This is a genomic window from Natronorubrum sediminis, assembly GCF_900108095.1.
GTDB lineage: Archaea > Halobacteriota > Halobacteria > Halobacteriales > Natrialbaceae > Natronorubrum > Natronorubrum sediminis.
Genome location: NZ_FNWL01000001.1, coordinates 1,329,994 through 1,351,134, shown reverse-complemented (window position 1 = coordinate 1,351,134; position 21,141 = coordinate 1,329,994). Strand labels below are relative to the sequence as shown.

General features: G+C 60.7%; 18 protein-coding genes. 12 read left to right on the top strand and 6 right to left on the bottom strand.

Annotated features, from left to right (window positions below; genetic code table 11):
• The first annotated feature begins 39 nt into the window (after positions 1-39).
• The 3 genes from BLW62_RS06630 (at position 40) to BLW62_RS06620 (ending at position 2,792) form a co-directional block, all read left to right on the top strand.
• Positions 40-771 (top strand): hypothetical protein, encoded by a 732-nt coding sequence (locus tag BLW62_RS06630; protein WP_090506242.1) that lies wholly within the window; start codon positions 40-42, stop codon positions 769-771.
• 321 nt (positions 772-1,092) lie between these two features.
• Positions 1,093-1,296: a hypothetical protein gene (locus BLW62_RS18585; RefSeq protein ID WP_090506241.1), complete on the top strand. Its 204-nt coding sequence runs from the start codon at positions 1,093-1,095 to the stop codon at positions 1,294-1,296.
• The gene (locus tag BLW62_RS06620) at positions 1,293-2,792 is read left to right on the top strand and encodes a lipopolysaccharide biosynthesis protein (protein WP_090506240.1); all 1,500 of its coding nucleotides are present in this window, start codon (positions 1,293-1,295) and stop codon (positions 2,790-2,792) included. Before BLW62_RS18585 ends, BLW62_RS06620 begins: the two co-directional genes overlap by 4 nt.
• 63 nt (positions 2,793-2,855) lie before the next feature.
• On the opposite strand, the gene BLW62_RS06615 is transcribed toward BLW62_RS06620, so the two are convergent.
• Entirely contained in the window at positions 2,856-3,902 is a 1,047-nt protein-coding gene (locus BLW62_RS06615; RefSeq protein WP_090506239.1) for a TIGR01177 family methyltransferase, read from the bottom strand.
• A 205-nt stretch (positions 3,903-4,107) separates the two neighbouring features.
• Between BLW62_RS06615 and BLW62_RS06610 the strand changes: the two genes are divergently transcribed.
• Both BLW62_RS06610 and BLW62_RS06605 read left to right on the top strand, forming a co-directional pair.
• On the top strand, positions 4,108-4,668 hold the full coding sequence (locus BLW62_RS06610; protein ID WP_004267580.1) for a TATA-box-binding protein: 561 nt from the start codon (positions 4,108-4,110) through the stop codon (positions 4,666-4,668).
• A gap of 470 nt (positions 4,669-5,138) precedes the next feature.
• Positions 5,139-5,561, top strand: a complete 423-nt coding sequence (locus BLW62_RS06605) for a DUF7344 domain-containing protein (RefSeq protein WP_090506456.1) — start codon at positions 5,139-5,141, stop codon at positions 5,559-5,561.
• Positions 5,562-5,746: 185 nt separating this feature from the next.
• Here the strand turns inward: BLW62_RS06605 and hisG are convergent, their stop codons facing one another.
• The 3 genes from hisG to BLW62_RS06590 all read right to left on the bottom strand — a co-directional run bounded on the left by hisG (position 5,747) and on the right by BLW62_RS06590 (position 9,720).
• Entirely contained in the window at positions 5,747-6,625 is an 879-nt protein-coding gene (gene hisG, locus BLW62_RS06600; protein ID WP_090506238.1) for an ATP phosphoribosyltransferase, read from the bottom strand.
• Between the two features lie 375 nt (positions 6,626-7,000).
• On the bottom strand, positions 7,001-9,361 hold the full coding sequence (locus BLW62_RS06595) for a heavy metal translocating P-type ATPase (protein WP_090506237.1): 2,361 nt from the start codon (positions 9,359-9,361) through the stop codon (positions 7,001-7,003).
• Positions 9,358-9,720, bottom strand: coding sequence for an SHOCT domain-containing protein (locus tag BLW62_RS06590; protein WP_090506236.1), 363 nt, complete (start codon positions 9,718-9,720; stop codon positions 9,358-9,360). The genes BLW62_RS06595 and BLW62_RS06590 overlap by 4 nt, the downstream gene beginning before the upstream one ends.
• Positions 9,721-10,110: 390 nt before the next feature.
• On the opposite strand from BLW62_RS06590, the gene BLW62_RS06585 reads away from it, so the two are divergent.
• The 5 genes from BLW62_RS06585 to BLW62_RS06570 all read left to right on the top strand — a co-directional run bounded on the left by BLW62_RS06585 (position 10,111) and on the right by BLW62_RS06570 (position 18,101).
• Entirely contained in the window at positions 10,111-12,792 is a 2,682-nt protein-coding gene (locus tag BLW62_RS06585; RefSeq protein WP_090506235.1) for a heavy metal translocating P-type ATPase, read from the top strand.
• 60 nt (positions 12,793-12,852) lie between these two features.
• Entirely contained in the window at positions 12,853-16,569 is a 3,717-nt protein-coding gene (locus tag BLW62_RS06580) for an Eco57I restriction-modification methylase domain-containing protein (RefSeq protein WP_449289553.1), read from the top strand.
• Between the two features lie 261 nt (positions 16,570-16,830).
• Entirely contained in the window at positions 16,831-17,094 is a 264-nt protein-coding gene (locus tag BLW62_RS19280) for a hypothetical protein (RefSeq protein WP_449289552.1), read from the top strand.
• A gap of 340 nt (positions 17,095-17,434) precedes the next feature.
• Entirely contained in the window at positions 17,435-17,713 is a 279-nt protein-coding gene (locus BLW62_RS06575) for an antitoxin VapB family protein (RefSeq protein ID WP_090506234.1), read from the top strand.
• Complete coding sequence (locus tag BLW62_RS06570; protein ID WP_090506233.1) at positions 17,700-18,101, top strand: PIN domain-containing protein; 402 nt, start codon at positions 17,700-17,702, stop codon at positions 18,099-18,101. The genes BLW62_RS06575 and BLW62_RS06570 overlap by 14 nt, the downstream gene beginning before the upstream one ends.
• A 314-nt stretch (positions 18,102-18,415) precedes the next feature.
• Here BLW62_RS06570 and BLW62_RS18580 read toward each other — a convergent pair whose 3' ends face one another.
• Positions 18,416-18,580: a hypothetical protein gene (locus tag BLW62_RS18580; RefSeq protein WP_175459645.1), complete on the bottom strand. Its 165-nt coding sequence runs from the start codon at positions 18,578-18,580 to the stop codon at positions 18,416-18,418.
• 383 nt (positions 18,581-18,963) lie between these two features.
• Between BLW62_RS18580 and BLW62_RS06565 the strand changes: the two genes are divergently transcribed.
• Positions 18,964-19,539 carry a DUF7342 family protein gene (locus BLW62_RS06565; protein WP_090506231.1) on the top strand — a complete coding sequence of 192 codons (576 nt, stop codon included), beginning with the start codon at positions 18,964-18,966 and terminating at the stop codon, positions 19,537-19,539.
• A complete protein-coding gene (locus BLW62_RS06560) occupies positions 19,536-19,985 on the top strand; it encodes a toxin-antitoxin system TumE family protein (RefSeq protein ID WP_090506229.1) in 450 nt (149 codons plus the stop codon). Before BLW62_RS06565 ends, BLW62_RS06560 begins: the two co-directional genes overlap by 4 nt.
• A gap of 96 nt (positions 19,986-20,081) precedes the next feature.
• Here the strand turns inward: BLW62_RS06560 and BLW62_RS06555 are convergent, their stop codons facing one another.
• The gene (locus tag BLW62_RS06555) at positions 20,082-21,110 is read right to left on the bottom strand and encodes a stage II sporulation protein M (RefSeq protein WP_090506227.1); all 1,029 of its coding nucleotides are present in this window, start codon (positions 21,108-21,110) and stop codon (positions 20,082-20,084) included.
• Between the last annotated feature and the right edge of the window lie 31 nt (positions 21,111-21,141).

The following is a 21,141-nucleotide window of genomic DNA, read 5'->3' as shown; positions in this document are numbered from 1 at the left end:
GATCGAACGGTCTTTGAGGGACGGGTGAGGAGTGTAGGTATGGACGAGGATGCGCCCGCGGATGCAGTCGGTTCCGAGACGATTCAGTGGCGACGCGACGCCTCGACGTCTCGAACCGTTCGTCTCCTGTGGTCACTCGGCGTCGGCACGTTCTTCGCGATGGCGATGATCGTTCTCACGTGGCGATTCTACGATTTCGCCGCACAGGGCGGTGCCGGGATGGTCGTCGTCGCGGTGTTCTTGGCACTCGTTGCGACGGTTCTCGCGCTGGCACTCGCACCGAACACCGAAGCCCGACTTCAGGTGATCGCCCGTCGGCTCCCGATGGATCAACCGTCCGAGGCGACCCTCTCGAGGGCGGTCGACGCCGCCGTCGGCACGATCGTGATGATGGCCATCATCGGGACCCTCATGGGAATCGGCCGGTACGTGTCCCAGCGCGAACTGCTCGCAGTTGGGGCCGGCCCCTTCACCGGCATGGCGGCCCTGTTGTTGCCACTCGCGCTCGTCGCGCTCGCGCTCGCGTCGTTCTTGCGCTCCGTCGGCACGCTGGATCGCGAGGAACGCGTTGTTTACCTCCACGACCCGGACCAGCGCGTCGACCTCGAACACATCGAGGCAACCTCTGCTCGCGAAATCGGCGACGTGACGATTCTGAAACTCGCGTATGCCCAACCCGACGGCCAGTACGTCGCGGGTCCGCGACGGATCGCCGTTCCGCCGACAGTCGCTCGAGAACTCGAGGGACTCGTCGACGGCCGCCGGGCGTAACCGTTTTCGCTCGTTTCTCCGCGTGCCGGCTTTTCGGTTCTTCTTCGACCCTCGTTGTGGGCCGCTCGAGGCCTTATCCGTCTATTAAATCCCGGATGCAAGCATTTTCGCGTTCGAGAAGACTCGCAATCGACCACTCTCCGCCCAAGCGCCGCGTACGACCTGTGTTGTGGCGACTCGCGCCCATCGAACCCGTCCTTATGAATGTATTTATCACGTTGTCCGATGGTTGATAAATATAGCCGATCGCAAGTCATATATGCACATTTTCGATATCCCTGAGTTGTGAACACGTGTGCTCGAGACCATCGTGTACAGAGCGTGCACGGGCCACTCGATCGACGCTGTGCGTGCGTCTCTGTCCGAGCCGACGGGACCGAGGGACGACCCCGAACCGTCGATTACGCCATCGTAACCGGCGGGGGGTCCATCGCTGACGGCTCGGGTAAATTGGGTCCGAACGTTCTCGGAACGCTCGAGACACGACTCGCTCGAGTGCCGGCCGAGGACACTACTCAGCCATGAAACGGAGCATCACGAGCGGTTTTCTCTCGATCGTCAGCATCAAGTTTCTCCTCATTAGCCTCGACTTCCTCTCATCGCCACTGCTCACCCGATTCCTGGGCGAAGGGTACGGTGACTACGCGTTTTTGATGTCGGTCTTCGCCATCTACATGATCTTCGTCAGCACGGGGGTCGGCGACGGCGTGCGAAAGTACGTCGCGGAAGATCGCGAGCGCGATAACTGGGATAGAGACGTCGTCGGCTTCTACCTCCGTCTGGCGCTGTTGCTCGCCGCGATCGGGTGTTTCTTCCTCGCGCTCGCCGCTCGAGCGGGGATCGTCACCTCTCAGTTGGGCGCGTCCTATCAGACGTACTTCTACCTCCTCTCGCTGGTCGTCTTCACGTCGCAGTTTCGCGAATACACCCGACGGACGCTCATGGGATTCGGCCTCGAGCGATACTCCGAGCCGCTGCTCTTTCTCGATAAGGTCCTGTTCATCACCGTCGGCGTCGGCCTCGCCTATCTCGGTTACGGCATTCCCGGCGTCCTGATCGGGCACATGGCCGGCGCGGTCACGACGACGGTCATCGGCCTCGCGCTGGTCAACCGCGAGGTGTCGCTGTTCCGTGCGTTCACTCACATCCCCTCGAGAGAGTTTCCTCGGCGGGATCTCTTCGCGTTCAACGCGCTCAGCATCGTGTTGATTCTCTGTTTGACGTCCCTCTACGAACTCGACGTCATGATGCTCGGTCTCCTCGGAACGACCCAGGAAACCGCGTACTACCGCATCGCGCTCACGATCGCGGAGTTCCTCTGGATCGTTCCGCTGGCGCTCCAGAACGTGCTTTTGCACTCAACCTCGAACATCTGGTCGAACCACGATCGCGAGCGGATCAACACGATCGCGGCCCGCGTGACTCGGTATACGCTGTTGTTCACGCTGTTGCTCGGAATCGGGCTCGCTGCGCTCGCGCCGGTTGCGTTACCGATTATCTATCCCGACGACTATATCGCGAGCTACGTGCCGATTCTCCTGTTGCTCCCGGGCTGTGTCGGGTTCGCGCTGGCACGGCCGATTCTCGCGATCGGGCAGGGGAAAGGGGACCTTCGCGTTCTGATCGTCTCGACCGGTGCAGCGGCGCTCGCCAACGTCGTCCTCAACGCGGCGTTGATTCCCCGCTATGGCATGCACGGCGCGGCAGTCGCGACCAGTATCAGCTACGGGCTCATGTTCGTGTTTCACATCTGGAGCGCGAGGGAGATTGGATTCTATCCGGTCGCCGACGCGCGTGTTCTGCGGGCCATTCTCGTGGGGTCGTTCGCCGCCGTTCCGATCTTCCTGCTCGCACAGTTCTTCGGCGACTCGTTCCTCTCGCTGATCGTTGTGCCACCCGCCGGTGCGGTGATCTTCTTCGCGCTCTCGATCGCCTTCGGCGCGGTCGATATCGACGAAGTTCGCGAGTTCCTCGAGAGCGTCCCGCTGCCGACCGATTCGATTCCGTCCGCACTTCGGTGAGCCGTCGCTGTGGGGAGAGACTCCTCGGAAACTCGCGTTTTCACTTTACACTCGTCTAACGCGTCAGCGCTCGAGAACCAGTACGTACCGCGTCAGCGAGCGATGCACTCGCCGCTCGAACGAGGCGTCGATCTCCCACCCCGCCGCACGCGCCTCGGTCACCCACGGTCGGTCGGCGACCATCACGGCTCTCGGGGCAACTCGTCGCGCTTCGGCGAGGGCACCAGAGACGAGATCATCGAGTCGGTGGGTCTCGATCTTGGACTGTCGCCCGTAGGGGGCGTCGAAGACCACGCCGTCGACGGCGTCGTCCGCGAGCGCCAGTCGCGTCCCATCGCCGCGAGCGACGTGCCAACTCCCTCGCGAGACGCCAGTCGGGGACGGTTCGTCGGGCTCGAGGAAGTGGGCTAGATTCTCTCGTGCGCCCTGGACCATCTTCGCCTGCGCGTCCGTGCCGATCACGTCCGCGCCGACGAGTCCGGCTTCGACGAGGCCGCCGCCGGTCCCACACATCGGGTCCAGAATCGTCGCGCCGGGGCGCGCACCGGCGAGGTTCGCGACGGCCCGGGCGAGCAGCGGGTCCATGCTCCCCGGCTGGAAGAAGGGTTTATCGGTGGGGGCGCGCGAGCCGAAATCCCGGACGCTCTGGGCTGCGAGCCAGCCCAGCGCACAGACATCCTCTTCGTCCGTCCCGTCCTCACTCGCGTCGTCCTCGAGTCTGCCGATCGAAAACGCGGCCCGGAGGACGTGATCGGGGTCGTCGAGGTCGACGTCGAACCCGCGCTCGACGAGAATTCCGCCGAGGTCGCGTTCTGCCTGCGCGGTGTCGACGCCGCTCGAGCCGTGGACGTCGGTTGCACGAACGGCGACCGTTCCCTCGCGATCGAGCGAGGCCGCCTCGAGGAGTCTGCGGGCGCTGTCGAGGCTGGCGTCCGTGCGCCCGAGCAGGTCGCTCGCCCGGTGGGTGTACGCGAGCCCGCGAATCCGGTCGGGTGCGATTGCGTTCGCGAGGGCGAGTCCGGGGGCGAGACGACGAATGCCACTCGCCGCGCTGGCGGCTTCGCGCGCTGCGAACGCGTCGTCTTCGCCGCCGAGCTCGAGGAGATACACGCCTTTGTCTCACCGTGGGGATACAATGAGCCTACCGCTTTCGGTGACTCTCGGACTGTCTTCCTCGAGTCGTGAGTGTCGGTGTCGACTACGCTCCATCTCGAAACCGAAGGGTGGGCGCTCGCGGAATCCGGCATATATACCGGATATATCAGGTGCCGGTACCAACCTTTATAAACCTTAAATACGTCTTTTTAAGCGACTTATGACGGATCCCAAGGACACCATCAACATCGAAAACGTGGTGGCGTCGACCGGCATTGGACAGGAACTCGACCTTCAGAGCGTTGCGATGGATCTGGAGGGTGCTGACTACGACCCAGAGCAGTTCCCCGGTCTCGTCTACCGAACACAAAATCCCAAGTCCGCTGCACTGATCTTCCGCTCGGGGAAGATCGTCTGCACCGGCGCAAAATCGACCGACGACGTTCACGAGAGCCTCCGTATCGTCTTCGACAAACTCCGTGAACTCCAGATTCAGGTCAACGAGGACCCAGAAATCGTCGTCCAGAATATTGTTACCTCCGCCGACCTCGGTCGCAACCTCAACCTGAACGCGATCGCGATCGGTCTGGGCCTCGAGAACATCGAGTACGAACCCGAGCAGTTCCCCGGCCTCGTCTACCGTCTCGACGACCCCGAAGTCGTCGCCCTGCTCTTCGGTTCCGGGAAACTCGTCATCACCGGCGGGAAGAAGCCAGAAGACGCCGAACACGCCGTCGACAAGATCGTCTCCCGACTCGAGGATCTCGGCTTACTCGAGTAACAACTCGGTTCGTTTTCGTCGACTCCCGTTCGAACACCGGATTTTTCGTCTCGTTTGCCGAATCGTGTGGTCTCGTTCACCGAATTCTCTCATCTCGTTCACCGAATTCTCTCATCTCGTTCACCGAATTCTCTCGTCTCGAGTCGGTGTCGTCTCCTCGCCCGGCCGACGGTATCAGATACTCGATATACGTTCACCAAAACGGTACGTTCAGCCCTTCCTGTCAGTTAATACTCGATGGTAGTCCTGTTCGGCTATCTGTCTCGTTTACTTCGCTCGAATTAGCGATCGTTTAGCGTCGGTTGCTCGGAGCGGATCAAATCCATCCATGGAATTCGGTGAAACGGTTCAGTAATCGCGGTTTCACCGTCGTGATGAACGATTGAACGATCCATAGTGGGGTGAATCGACGGGTAGCGAACAGAACGACCGACCCCGTTTATTGGGTCCTCGCTGAGTGTCAGTTATCGATGCCCATTCACACAGACAGACTGGCGACCGTGCTGGACCGACACGCACCCGGCACTCGCGACCACCTCGAGCACGCGCTTCCGCGTGAGGCCGTCCGTCGCGTCCTCGACAGCGACCGTCGACGCGAGGTACTGCGCTGTCTGCTCGCCGAGGAGGGGCCACTACAGGTGCGCACCCTCGTCGCGCGAGTCGCGGACGCAGAACACGACGCGACGGCTATCACGTCGCTACTGGACGTTCGCCAACGCGTCCACGTCTCGCTGTGTCGAACCCACCTTCCGCTACTCGAGCGACACGAACTCCTCTCGTACGACCGGGCGTGTGGACTCGTCGCGCCGGACGTCTCGCTCTCGGCGTTCGAATCCACACTCGAGTGTGACCTCGAGCGACCGATCACGACTCGGTTAGACCTCCAGTCGTGACCCGCAGTGAGACGGTCTGCTATCCGTTTCCCGGCGCAACCGCGAATCGTTTTGCGCTTGTGCCGTAGATTGGCACAGCAGACCGTCTGAGTCGACGACTCGGCGGCGTCCGAATCCGGGTAACATCCGGTGACGGTCGCCCTCGCGGGCAGTCGACTCGCGCTCGCTCTGTTGCTTACTCGACGTTACTCGACCAGTCGCTCGATTTCGGTGACCAGAATGTCGCTCGCGCCCGCGTTTTTCACGTCCGTAATCGTCTCGAACACGTCCTGCTCGTCGACGACGGCGTGAACGGCGACCTTGTCGTCACCGTCTTCCGATCCGTTCTCTCCGTCCTCGCCAGCGATATCCATCACCGTCGGGCCGCCGAGGCCGGGGATCACGTCCCGCACGGCCTCGAGTTCCGTACGAGGAACGTTCATCATCAGGTACCGCTTCCCTTCGGCCTGTTTGACCGAGGCGAGTGCGGTCCGCACTTCGTCGACTTTCGGGTTCGAAACGACGTCCTCGCGCCCGAAGAGCCGAACCGAACTCGAGAGTACCTCCTCGACGACGGCGAGGCGGTTCATCTTGAGCGTGGTTCCCGTGCTCGTGATGTCGACGATGGCGTCGGCCATCTCGACGTGGGGCGTCAGCTCCGTCGCTCCCGTGACTTCGACGATTGCGGGGTCGACGCCCGTGTCCGCGAAGAAATCCTCGGTGATGTTCGGGAACTCCGTGGCGACGGTCTTGCCGGCCAGTTGGTCGATTCGTTCGATGTCGCCGTCTTCGGGTGCCGCGAGGACGAGTCGACAGCGACCGAACTCGAGGTCCAACAGTTCGGAGACAGTCTCGACGCGCGCTTCCTGAACCTGATCGTAACCCGTGATTCCGAGGTCCGCCGCCCCGTCGGCGACGTACTCCGGAATGTCCGCCGCGCGGGCGAAGAGCACGGAGACGTCCGGATCGACGGTATCGGCGTAGAGCTTCCGGTCGGCACCGTTCTCGAGATGGAGGCCGGCCCGCTCTAAGAGGTCGATCGTCGGCTCGTGCAGGCGGCCCTTGTTGGGAACGGCGATTCGCATTTGGTCCGTATTAGTGGCCGTCTGGCAATTGTCTTTTCATCCGGGTACGGTCGTGGTCGCTGACTCGAGAACCCAAACGATGAGCGAACTGGTTAGACGAGGGCGAACTGGTCGGATGAGGGCGAACTGGCCGGACGAGGAGCGAACCGCTCGCACTGGCAACGGTGATTTCCACGTCCTCCCCACCCGATTCGTTCGCTCGCTGCGCTCACTCACTCATCCCTCGCACGCTATCGACGAGCGCCTTCGCACTCGCTCAGGCGCTCGCCAGCGTGCGCCACCGAGACGACGGGCCCCTCGGCCCGCGCAGAACGAAAAGAAACGGCGTATCGGAGACGGAGCATCGGACATGGCGTATCGGAGACGGATATCGACTCAAACGGATAGATCCGCCCGCCGGAGCAACTGCGCGTTGATCGCCACGATCACCGTACTCGCGGACATGAGCACCGCGCCGACGGCGGGTGAGAGCAGGATTCCGACCGGCGCGAGGATTCCCGCGGCGAGCGGGAGTGCGAACACGTTGTAGCCCGCGGCCCAGGCGATGTTCTCTTGCATCTTTCGATAGCTCTTCGCGCTCAATCTGACGAGACTGGCGACGTCTCGAGGATCGTTCTCCACGAGCACCACGTCGGCGGACTCGACGGCGACGTCGGTGCCCGAGCCGATGGCGATGCCGACGTCCGAGCGAGTGAGCGCGGGGGCGTCGTTGACGCCGTCGCCGACCATCGCCACGAGGTGGCCCTCGTCCTGTAACTCGAGTATTTTCTCGTCTTTATCTTCGGGCAACACCTCCGCGAAGACGGTGTCAATGCCGAGTTCGTCGGCGACGCTGTGGGCGACGTCCTCGTCGTCGCCGGTCAGCATGGCCACCGAGACGCCCATCTCGTGGAGGGCGTCGATCGCTGCGAAACTCTCCTCGCGGATCACGTCCGCCAGTGCGATTGCACCCACCGCGTGCTCCGCCGCGAGGACGTAGACGACGCCCTCGCCTCGAGCGCCGGCCTCGTCGGCGAAGCGCTCGAGGTCGGGGGACGGGTCGATCTCGAGGTGGCGAAGGAGGTTCGGCCCGCCCACAGAGACAGTGTAGCCGTCGCGAGCGCTCGAGGTCGCTGTGGCGCTCTCGTCACCTGACCCGCCGGGTGCGACGGCTGGAACGACGTCGGATTCGACCGTCGCGCGAACGCCGCGGCCCTCGAGTGCTTCGAAGCGACTGACGTCGGGAACCGAGAGACCGCGCACGTCGGCTTCCTCGCGGATGGCCTGTGCGATCATGTGCTCGGAGTCGCCCTCGGCGGCGGCCGCGAGCGCCAGCACGTCGTCTTCGTCCCAGTCATCGACGGTCGTCACGTCGACGATTCCCTGTTCTCCCGCCGTCAGCGTCCCGGTTTTATCGAAGACGACCGTATCGAGGTTCCGCGCTTGCTCCATGGCGATGCGGTCGCGGACGAGCATCCCGCTCCGGGCGGCCATCGAGGTATTGATCGCGACGACGAGCGGGACGGCCAGCCCGAGCGCGTGCGGGCAGGCGATCACGAGCACGGTGACGACGCGTTCGACGACTGGCAGCCCGAAGCCGACGGCCGTGGTCCAGCCGACCGCGGTGACAGCCGCGACGCCGAGTGCTGCGTAGAAGAGCCAACCCGCAGCCCGGTCGGCAAGCACCTGCGTCCTCGAGCGACTCTCCTGGGCTTCTTCGACCAGTCGCATGATGCCCGAGAGCGTCGTCTCCTCGCCGGTCGCAGCGATTCGAACGCGGAGGCTGCCGTCGTGGTTGGTCGTCCCTCCGATGACCTCGTCTCCCGGTTCCTTCTTCACCGGCTTCGACTCGCCGGTGATCATCGCCTCGGCGACGTTCGACTCGCCATCCTCGACGACGCCGTCGGCGGGGACGTTCGCTCCGGGTCGGACGAGCACGAGGTCGTCTTCCTCGAGGTCGTCAGTCGACACCTCCGTCGTCTCGCCGTCCTCGTCGATCCGTTCGGCGGTGTCAGGGAGTAACTCGGCGAGTTCGTCGAGTGCACCCGACGCGCGCCTGACGCTTCGCATCTCGATCCAGTGGCCCAGCAGAAAGATGACGATCAGCGTCACGAGTTCCCAAAAGAACGGTTCGCCGATGTCGAACGCGACTGCTGCGAGGCTGTAGCCGAACGCGACGGTGATCGCGAGCGAGATCAGGAGCATCATCCCGGGCTCACGGTTACGGGCTTCGACGGCGCCCATCCGGAGGAACGGAATCCCGCCGTAGGCGAAAACGGCGACGCCGAGGACGGGGCCGACGAACTCGCTGCCGGGGAACGTCACTGCGGCGTACCCGAACCACTCCTGGAGCATCGGGCTGAAGTACAACACCGGAATCGAGAGCACGAGACAGACGAAAAACCGCGTTCGGAACATGTCCTCGTGATCCGAGTGGTCGACGTGCTCACCGTGGTCGTGATCGTCCGCCCGATGGTTCTCGTGGTCGTGATCGTCTGCTCGATTGTCTGCGTGGTCGTGATCGGGGCCGCTGTGGTCGTCTGTACTGCTTTCGTCGGCCACGTCATCGTCTGCTTCCCGCCCGTCGTCAGCGCGACGTTCGGTTGGCTTCTCACCAGCCTCCGGAAGATCCCGGTAGCACTCACAGACTCGACAACACGAGCAGTAGCGGTCCGTCGGCTTTTTTTGGTGCGTCTCGTCGACACTCGAGCGAGTCGAACCGTTTTCCTGATCGCGGTCGGTGCCTGATTCGCTCATCGCCGATCACGGCTTTGCTCGAGTCGCTCGCGGCGTTCGTCGAACTCTTCGGTCGAAAGGTCGCCGCGGGCATAGGCGCGACGGAGTTCTTCGAGCGCAGGATCGGGTCGGTTTGCGCTCGAGGCGCGGAGTGTTCGGGACAGGACGTAGCCGATTCCGAGGACGAGCCCGATGAGCACGACCCACGGGAGGAGCCACGACCAGCCCGTTCCAGTCGTTCCGTTCCAGGTTCCCATGTGCCCGAAGCCAGTCAGTGGCATCAGGAAGATCATCACGACCAGTGGAAGGAGTATCGTGACGAGAACGACTGCCACGATTACGAACAGGAGCGTTCGTGCGAGGGAATCGTCGGCCGACATACATGCTAGTTATTGACCATCATGCTTAGTGGTTAGCCACACTTCCCGTCACACTGGAAGAACCGACGGACCGAGGAAAGTACCGAACGATGGTCGACTCGAGAGCTGTGATCCGAACGCCACTCGATGCCGTCGTCGCCGTGACCGCAAGGCAATCGTCGCCCTCGGCGTCGACGTTGTCAGACAACGTACCTCTCAGCCCGCACATCACGACGGTGGTCGGTAGGATGGCGGGACGTGCGTTCACAGGATCGCGCCCGACTCTCGTCCGATAAGTTTGGCAACTACCGGATCGGCAGCTTCGCACTTTACTTTCGAAAGTCGACTAGAGAGTAATTCATGGTTTCTGAGTCACAATTCGCTTGAACGTGCACCACGTATCTATCTCTAATGAGTACGAGACGAGCGCACCTCGAGATCACCGGCATGTCGTGTTCGACGTGTTCGGGGAGCGTCGAGGACGCAGTTAGCGATCTCGAGGGTGTGGAGTCGGCGAGTGCGAACTACGCGACCGACGAGGGGACGGTCGCGTACGATCCCGACGCGGTCTCGCTGGCCGAAATTTACGACGCTATCGAGGACGCCGGCTACGAGGCTGCATCGGTCTCCGAGTCGATTACGGTGATGGGCATGTCGTGTTCGACGTGCTCGGGAACCGTCGCGGACGCAGTTACCGACCTCCCAGGCGTGATTCGGGCCGACGTGAACTTCGCATCGGACGAAGCCCGCGTCACGTACAATCCGAACGATGTCTCGCTGGGCGAGATTCACGCGGCGATCGAGGACTCCGGCTACGACCCCGTCCGCGAGGAGCGAGACGCCGACGACGAGACGCAGGGCTCGAGTCAGCGCGAACGCGCCGTCGAGAAGGAACTCCGTCGCCAGCGCAAACTCGTCGTCGGCGGCGGCCTCCTCACGCTGGCGTTCGTCCCAATGATGGTCGAGATGCTCTTCGATCTCGCGGGCCTCGCCTCACCGATTCCGATGGCGCTCGCCCATCCGCCGGGCTGGCTCGAGTTCGTCCTCGCGACGGTGTTGATGGCCACGCTCGGCCGAGAGTTTATCGTCGGCGCGTGGCGTGCGTTCTCCAATAACCGACGGGCGAACATGGACACGCTCGTGGCCGTTGGCACCTCGGCGGGCTACGTCTACAGTACGGCGGTCCTCGCGGGGGCGATCACCGGCGGGCTCTACTTCGAGGCCGTCGCGTTCATCCTCTGGTTCATCACGCTCGGCAACTGGCTCGAGGTGCGCTCGAAGGCACGGGCCGGAAACGCCCTGCGAGAACTGCTGCAGATGGAAGCCGACGAGGCGACCGTCGTGGAGGAGGGAGAAGAGCGACAGGTGCCACTCGAGGACGTGAACCCCGGCGACGTGATGAAGGTCCGCCCGGGCGAGCGAATCCCGACCGACGGCGTGGTCGTCGACGGCCAGAGTGCGGTCGACGAGTCCATGCTGACCGGCGAATCCGTGCCGGTCGAGAAGGGCGAGGGCGACGAGGTTGTCGGCTCGACGATCAACGAGAACGGCGTGCTCCTCGTGGAAGCGACGAAAGTGGGCTCCGAGACGGCGATCCAGCAGATCGTCGACCGGGTGAAAGAAGCCCAGTCGCGCCAGCCCGAAATCCAGCGGCTGGTCGATCAGGTTAGCGCGTACTTCGTCCCAGCGGTGATCGTCAACGCCGTCTTCTGGGCGCTGCTCTGGTTCGCCTTCCCCGAAACGCTCTACAGCGCGTCGTCGGCGCTTGGCTCGTGGATTCCGGTACTCGAGCCGGTCGGTGGCGGCCCCGAAGTCGCCGTTCCCGGCGCTGGGGTCGGCGTGCCGGTGCTCGAGTTCTCCGTGGTCGTGCTGGCCTCGGCGTTGTTGATCGCCTGTCCCTGCGCGCTGGGGCTGGCGACGCCCGCCGCGACGATGGTCGGCTCGACGCTCTCGGCGACCAACGGCGTCCTGTTCAAGGGTGGCGACGTCCTCGAGCAGGTTCGGGGCATCGACACCGTCGTCTTCGACAAGACGGGGACGCTAACTCACGGCGAGATGGTCCTGACTGACGTCGAACTCGTTGGTGAGCGGGCGGCCCCAGATGGCGGGACGGCGGCTGACGACGATACTGCGGCCGACGGTGGCGCGCTTGCCGCGCCGGACGAACGCGATGGGGACCTCGAGTCGTACGTCTTAGGCGCAGCCGCGACGGCCGAATCCGGCTCCGAACACCCGATCGCGAGAGCGATCGTCGATGCGGCCGACGAACGCGGCGTCGCCGTCGGCGAGGTCAGCGAGTTCGAGAACGTGCCGGGCCACGGCATTCGCGCCGAGACCGACCGCGGCAGCGTGTTGGTCGGACGGCGCAAACTGCTCGAGGACGCGGGCATCGACGCCGAACCCGCCGAGGAGACGCTGACGCGACTCGAGCGCGAAGGAAAGACGGCGATGCCGGTCGCAATCGACGGTCGGTTGTTGGGCGTGCTCGCGGTGGCCGACGAGGTTCGCGAGAGTGCGACCCAGACCGTCAGCGCGCTCAGACAGCGTGGCACCGAGGTCGTGATGCTCACCGGCGACAACGAGTTGACCGCTCGAGCGGTGGCCCAGGCGGTCGGCATCGATCCCGAGAACGTTCGTGCGGAGGTGCTCCCGGAGGACAAAGCCGACCACGTCGACGACTTGCAGGCGGGCGGCGAGGGCTCGAGCGTCATGATGGTCGGCGACGGCGTCAACGACGCGCCCGCGCTCACGACTGCACAGGTCGGCGTCGCGATCGGGTCGGGGACCGACGTCGCCATCGAGTCCGCGGACGTGACGCTGATGCGGGACGATCCCGCGGACGTGTTGAAAGCCGTCCGCATTTCGGAGGCAACGATCTCGAAGGTGCGTCAGAACCTCTTCTGGGCCTTCATCTACAACGCGACGCTCATCCCCATCGCGTCGCTCGGCCTCCTGAACCCCGCGCTCGCCGGACTGGCGATGGCCGCCTCGAGCGTCAGCGTGATGGCCAACAGCCTCTCGTTTGCGACGTACGACCCCCACGAGGACTATCGGCTGGCCGTGTTGCGCCCGCTCGAGTGGATTCGTCGGTAGGTAATTCGAACCGTCCCTACCAGTGGATTCTTGTCGTGACAATTCGAGGTAGGGGACAAGATGAGTCAGGCGACGCTGTCAGATCGTCCGTATGCGAACTCGAATCTCTTCTCCGGGCACTATCTCGACGAGCGGATTCAGGATCGCGAGGAGTGGGACTGTGATGAGGCTGCGGGGGAGGCGATGGCTGCGCTTCAATCACTGTACGACCTCGAGTCGGGGTTAGTCGAGGGGTACAAGGAAGATCCGCTGATCGACAACTGGATCGACGAGGTACTCGACGTGCTCGGTTTCGGGACGAACGTGGAGACGACGCTACCCGACGGTGGGGGCTACGTCGACGTACTGCTGTTCGACGATCCGGAGGCCCGACGCGATGCCGCAGAGGTCTATCTGCGAACCGAAGAATCGTCGGATCTGTTCGATCGCGGGATCGGTCTCGTCGAAGCTAAACAGTGGGACGCCGACTTCTCGACTCGTTTCAGTGAACAACGGCCGTATCGAAACGCCTCCCATCAGGTCAAACACTACCTCGAGCGGACGCCCGAGTCGATCCAGTGGGGTGTCTTGACGAACGGTCGGAAGTGGCGACTCTACGGGACCAAGGATTACGAGACGCAGACGTACTACGAGATCGACTTGCCGGAACTGCTCGAACGTGGTGATCTCGAGGCGTTCAAATACTTCTATCTGTTTTTCCGGCCGGCGGCGTTTCAGGCGAGTGGCGGGACGACGTTCCTCGATTCGGTCTGGTCGGAGAGCGAGACGGTCGCCCAGGAGCTAGGTGAGGATCTACAGGACAACGTCTTCACCGCGGTGCGAGTGCTCGGACGCGGGTTCGTCGAGACGAACGACCTCGACATCGACCCCGACGACGAGGACGGGTTGGGGGAACTCAAAGAGCAGTCGCTCGTGTTGCTCTACCGGTTGATGTTCGTCCTCTATGCAGAATCACGGGGCCTGATCCATCCCGAAGGGGCAGACGCAGTCGAGGAGTACGAGGAGAACTTCAGTCTGGACGAACTGCGTCTCGAGATTCACGAGGAGATCGGCGAGGTCGACGACGGGTTCGACACCTATAGCGAGCACTCCACGACGATGTGGAGTCGTCTCGAGGACCTGTTTCGGTTGGTCGACGAGGGCGAGGAGTCACTCGGCATTCCGCCGTACAACGGCGGGCTATTCAACACCGAGAAACACGGGTTTCTGACGGACCACGAGGTGAGCAACCGGCACCTCGCGGAGGTCATCTATCGAATTTCGACGACCGAGAACGACGAGGGTCGGTACGTGTTGGCCGACTACGCGGATCTCGATACGCGACACCTCGGGAGCGTCTACGAGGGGTTGCTCGAGCACCAGTTTCGGATCGCGCCGGCGGAGTACGCCGCGGTGACGGACGACGGCGGCGAGGTTTGGAAACCGGCCACGGAGGTGTCGGTGGCGGATGCGGTCGAAACCGTTTCCGAGGGTGGGCTCTACGTGGTCAACGACGAAGGTGAGCGAAAGGCGACGGGGGCGTACTACACGCCGGACTACGTGGTGACCTACATCGTCGAGGAGACGGTGGGGCCGCTGGTCGAGGAAATCAAAGCGGATCTCACCGAGCAAGGCTTCGAGCCCGGTACCCACGAGTATCTGGGGGCGTTCTATCGGCGGGTGACCGATCTGAAGATTCTCGATCCGGCGATGGGGAGTGGGCACTTCCTGACGCGGGCGACGGAGTACCTCGCAGAGCAGTTGATGAGCGAGGTGCGCGAGATCGAGGAGGCGACGGCGTTCGACGAGCAGCGGGTTCGTCGGGACGTCGCGAAGGAGTGTATCTACGGCGTCGACCTGAACGGGATGGCCGTCGAACTCGCGAAGCTGTCGATGTGGCTCGAGACGCTCGCGGCGGATCAGCCACTGGCGTTTCTGGATCACCACCTCAAGGCGGGCAACTCGTTGGTCGGCTCGGACGTGACGGACGTGCTCTCGAGTGACACCGAAACCAACGACGGACAGTTGACCCTCCAGCAGGCGTTGGCTCGAGTCCGACAGGATACCTTAGAGCACGTCATGGAGCGGATGCAGGAGTTACTCGAGATCGACAACGAGACGCTCGAGGACATCAAGTCGATGGAGGAGTTGTACGACGAGGTGCGGGCTGATCCGTTCTATCAGCGCCTGTTCGAGTTGACCAACGTGCACACGGCCGAACGGTTCGATCTGGACGTGCCCGAAGGGGCCTACGAACGCATGGCTCGAGCGATCGACGACGAAGACGAGTGGCTCGAGGTGCGCGAAAAGGGCTGGTTCCAGAGCGCACAGGCGATGTGTACCGAGGAGGCGTTTTTCCACTGGGAACTCGAGTATCCCGAGGTGTTCTTCGATCAGGATGGGGAGAAACGTGAGGATGCTGGGTTTGATGCGGTTATTGGGAATCCGCCATATGTCCGGATACAGTCGCTAAAATCCAATACACCAAAACAGGCCGCTTACCTGTCTGAAAAGTACGACTCGTCCACTGGAAACTTTGACCTCTATATGTCCTTTAGCGAAAAGTCATATGAACTAATAAATAAAGACGGATTGGTCGGGTTTATTGAGCCACATAAATTCTTTAGGAACCGTTCTGGAAAAGGACTAAGAAAGTTCATATCAGATAAGAGTGCGTTACATGAAATAATTTCATTTGGCCATGAGCAGGTATTTGAAGGAGCTTCTGTTTATACTTGCATTCTAATCCTTTCTGGTAAGAGGTCTGATGACTTCTCCTATGCTCGCTTTTCGCCAAGCGAATTGGCCTCTATTACTGATCTTGACTTTAGGAAAATATCTGACTATGATGAATCTCAGTGGATATTCAACTCCATTGACGTCACACAAGTTCTTGAACAGATTGATTCTCAAGAACGATCCCTCAAAGACATTTCAGAGGTATATGTGGGCCTTCAGACCAGTGCTGATAGTATCTACCTTATGGAACATATAGGGTCAGAAGGGAAACATGAGCTTGTAAAAAGTCAAGAAGATGGTGAAGTTCACAAATTAGAGTCGGAAATCTTAGAACCGTTCCTAAAGGGTGAAGATGTTGGACGGTATGATCCTATTGACACTGATCGCAGAGTTATTTTCCCATATGAGCTAACTGCAGGAGAAGACAACGAGAAAGACGCAGATTTCATACCTGAAAACACTCTAAGCAATAGGTACCCTAATGCATATCAATATTTGAAGAAGCATGAAGATTCATTACGGGGGAGAGAAGGAGGGAAAATGGACAATAAACGGTGGTACGACTATGTTTATCCAAAAAATTTAGTAAAGTTTGAACAGGACAAGATATTAACCCCGGAAATAGGTTATGGCGGTAGTTTCACTATAGATGAAGATGAAAACTATCATAAAACTAAGGTTTACGGAATTCTCCTAAGAGAGAATTCGAATATCAGGCTAGAAGCATTATTAGCCATATTGAATAGCAATTTACTTTGGTTCTTCATTTCACGAACAGGGTATGCACTCCGGGGAGGATACTTTACATTTAAGCGAGACTACCTCTATCCATTTGGAATACCGTCTGAAGAGGAAATAGCTCGAGATATTAAGATGCAACTTGATATGAGCTTAAGTTCGGATATTGACAAGAAGACATCAGCAAATGAACTACTCTCCAAATCTGCCAGGAAGATATTGAACGCAAATCAGAAACACAAGTCGTTAAATCTTGACATACGAGATCATTTTGGTTCATATAATGATGGCATGAGTTTGTCAGATATGGGACTTAACTAACCACCAGAAGGAGCCGCTGACTCCATCCTCACCGACACCGCCGAGGACCGCGAGAACCTCCGCGTCGGCACCGTCGAAATCGAACGCGAGTCACCCACGTCCCTCGAGATTCATCTCACAGCCCGGTACAAACCCGAAAACGAGGACGAGTTCGAAACCGACCGCTGGGGCTACACCGAAACCGACCCCGAACCCGCCCTCGAGATTTCCGACCTGACGGAAACCGAAGCCGACCTGATCGAGGCGTTCGTCCCCGTCGCGGTGGACGAAGCCGGCGGCTTTGCAAACTTCCGCGAAACCGCCACGAAGACCAACTCGCTCGTGGATCGCTTGCGAAAGCTCACCCTCCCCGCCGTCGACGACGTTCGGGACGGGTTGGAAAGCTATCTCGAGACGAAAGAGCGAGCCGAGGAACTCGAAGCGAAAATCGAGAAAACGGACGAACTGATCGACGAAATCGTCTACGAACTGTACGGGTTGACGGAGGAAGAAATCGAGATCGTCGAAGAAGCGGTTGAGAAGTAGGACCGCGAGCGACCACCGGAAGCGAGCGGCTTTTTTGGCCCAGGTTTTTGCGCGACGGGTGAGCGAAGTGAACCCGAGCGGAAAAAGGTGGATCTGAGATCGTCGAAGAAACGGTTGAGAAGTAAGATCGCGAGCGACCACCGGAAGCGAGCGGCTTTTTTGGTCTCTTCGCGAACGGCGTGAGCGACGGTCAGCGAGAACTCTGCTCTCGCCAGACGGATTTTTGCGCGAGAGATGAATGAAGCGGACTCGAGCGAAAAAAGGTGGTACGCTTCCTTCATTTCGTTCTGCGTTGAAAACACCGACAAGCACTTTGTGTTTGTGCGTGTATACACAAACTATGGGGGCGAAAACCATCGGCATCCGAGAGGACGTATACGAGCGGTTAAAGGCACGAAAACGAGAGGATGAGAGCTTTACGGACCTCATGGACCGTCTGTTGGATGACACGACTGTCGATTGGCGTGAGGGATTCGGAACACTCTCCGAAGGGGAAGCCGACGAACTCGAGCAGATCGTTGCGGACTCCCGTGAGCAAACGAGTGACGGGCTTTCCACACGGCAACAAGAGGCTCTCGATGAGTTTGCGGAGACAGAGGCAGACGATGAAACTGCTTGATACAACGTTTCTCATCCATTATTGGGCGGGGCGGGAAGCGGTTGGAGACTACCTTGAAACGCACGACGAAGAGGAGTTTGTAACGACGACACTGAACATCAAAGAAATTGCAGTCGGGAGGGAGATTCAAGGGGTACTCGACCCAGTTGAGATCGAGTCACAATTCGAGTGGACGACTATCCTCCCGTTTCGGGTTGAACACGCCGTCATTGCTGGTGAGTTAGAAGCTGAATTTCACCGGGATGAAACTGTGAACCGGGACAAGATAAACTCTCTTTCTGGGGATTTGTTGATTGCCGCCGTTGCGAAAGAAGTAGGCGCGACAGTTGTCACGAAAAATACGGACGACTTCCAGCTATTCGATGGCGTCTCTGTAGAGAGCTATTGACATCCATCCTGTTTCTGACTACCGATACCGTGCTACTAGTTACTGCTAATACCGACAAGCTGGCCCGATAGTCGAGTTCGCCTGCCCGTCTCCGGACCGTCTCGTTCGAATTTGTGAACGATACGTGGGTCGATCGATCGTCTGCAAACAACTCTCGTCTTTTCGCCGTTTCCGTTGCTCTCTCGAGTCACGCGTACGGGCCGACTCCTCGTATTCTCCGGCCGACGGATGGTGGTTGTCAGGGTGGTGCGACGTGCCGGCGTTCGAAATACCGAGGAGTCGGCTGGCCGCCGAAACTCGAGGCCTCCGGAACGTTACTCGCGCTCGAGGTGGGGCGGCGCAACGCGACAGCCACAGGGTGTTGCCGTGGCCTCGCTCGGCCCGGTGACGACCGTCGCGAGGATGGGGTCGCCACAGCGCGGGCAGTCGGGGAACGCCGATCCGACCAATCCGTCTTCGGCGTCGTCGTCCACGCTCACGCAGACCACCATTTCGGGGCCGCTGTCGGTACTCGCCGTCGATACGACTGGGTGCCGGGATGTTTATATCCCGCGAGGAGTGATGTAATCATGGCTTTGACCCTCTCGGGTTGGAAGCCAGTCTCGGGTGCTATGACACCCGGGGCGTTTCGAGACCCCCGTCGGAGACGGCTTCCGTGCTAATTGTTGCACTACTGTTGCTTATATCTACCGACAAGTGGCGGGAAATTACTGCGAATATGGGCTCGAGGCGACGCGCTTGAGCCGAAGCACCGGTTTCAGCGATCATCTCTCGTTCTTCATTACCGGTCCCGGAGATGCCACCGATTACGGAATATTCCGCGCTGGGAAGATTTATTCCGTCTCGAGTCGAGACACTAGCCATGGAGGAACCACGCGCTGAACTGACGGCGAACGACGACGAGGGTGCGGAACCACCGGATTTTGACGCACTGATGTCTCCAACCGAACTCGTTCGTAGCGAGCGCACGCGCGATGATTTCCTCGACGCAGTTCTCGGCCTGAACTCCCCAGCAACGGTTCGTGAGGTGGCTGACCGTGCTGACCACGGCGTCGACGCCGCGAGGGAGTACCTCGAGTGGTTCGAACGAATGGGTATCGTGCGAAAGGTCACCGACTCGCCGGCGACGTACAACCGAAACCAGTCGTACCTTCGCTGGCGTCGCGTTCAACACCTTCGAGACGAGTACACGACCGAGGAGTTGCGTTCTCACCTGGACGCTGAGGCTGCTCGTGACGAAGATTTTGCCGAGCGGTTCGACGTAACCACCCCCACTGCCGTGTCGGTCTCGAGGCACGCAGCCGAGACCGATCGCTCGGTTTCAGACGTGTGGGAAGACGTGTCGGCGTGGCAGACGACTCGGCGTCGTCTCTCCCTCCTCGAGCGGGCATTGACGATCGAATCTGGTGATTTTGCTGGCGAACGAAGCGCCGTATGACGGGGAACGGGGACGAAACGGAGACGCCTGACACCGATTCCGGTGCACCGGTTGACTTTGACCAACTCGACGTCATCGTGGAACGACTTTCTACTGACGATCGTTTCGAACGGATCGAAGCACAACCCGAATTTGCACCAGATCGAGTGATCTGCGTATACAACACCGGATTCTACCCGAGCACCGTTCGAACGGCCCAGTTGGAAGTTGTTTGGTTCGAGAACGGTGATTTCACCCTTCACTATCACGAAGAACACGTCGAAGGAACGTTCGACCATCAGTGGGACCGACATCCATCGGACCACAACGAACGTAATCACGTTCATCCTGGACCTGATGCACCGACGCCAGGCGTCGACGCTTCACACCCGCTCGATTGGCGTGATGTTCTCTCGGCGGTGCTCACTGAAATCGAAATTCGACAACGCGGTTTCTGGAACGAGTGAACTGATTTCGATCCGTCCTGTTGCAATTCCACTCACTCCGCGAGGTCATCGTACCGAAGACAACGAGTGTCGGGATCGAACAGGACTTTCATTGCGCTACACAGCGTCCGGGAACAACGCCTCCGCAACCAGGAACGTTACGTAGGCCTCGACGAACGCGGCGAGTACGAGCACCAGCCAGGCGAAGATGACTAACGCGAGCGTCCCCACGAGATATCGTTTCGTGAACAGGGCGTCTCGAGTCCCCGCGATTCGCTCCCCGGCGCGATAGAGGAACCGAAAGCCCACGCCGGCGGCGACGAACAGCGCCGTCAACTCGAAGATGCCGTGGGGGGCGAGCAGGGCGATGACGATCCCGAACCCGCTTTCCATGCCGGTGAACGCGGCGATATTCCCGACGACGATGCCGTTGAAGACCATGATGACGAACGTGAAGAAGCCGAACGTGAGCGCGCCGAAAATCGCCGCGAGAAACGGCGGCGTGTTGTTGACGATGAAAAACGTTGCCGAGAGGTCGATGGTCTCCTCGTCGGCTAGTTCACCCTCGCCGCCGGGGAGTTCCTCCTCGCCTAACTCCTCGGCGACGATCTCGAGCAACAGATCGATCAGGTTGATCCCGGCGGCGTAGAGCAGGGCTCCGACGAGGATCCCGAAGGCGAACAACCCAGCCGAAAACCCGACGTACCGTCGGTGCTCGGACCACGCGTCGTCGAGGTAGCCGAAAATCAGCGGGAACGACCGGCCGGCGATGGCGATCAGCCCGAATCCCGCGCCGAGGACGACGGCCCCGGCCGTAGCTGTCGGGGCCTCGTAGGTGCCGAAAATCGCCGCTGCGGTCGCCAGCGAGATCACCGCGAGCGCAGCCGAGAGCAGCGTCCAGTTGCGAATTGCCGCCGAATCGGGCGGATCCGCCGGCGACGGATCACGACCTTCTCCTGGCTCACCGGCCGGGGTCGGACTCGAGGACCGTCGCTTCCCATCGTCGTCGGCGAGGTCGACGGTCGGACGGTCCGACTCCCACGAGTCGTCGCGTTCGGACTCCCTGTCGGTCGCGACGCCGTACTCCTCGCGACGCTCCGATTCCGTCTCGGCCCAGCCGTCACGGTCGTCATCGCTCCCGTTCATACCTGACCTGTCGACGAAAGCGAGGATAAAT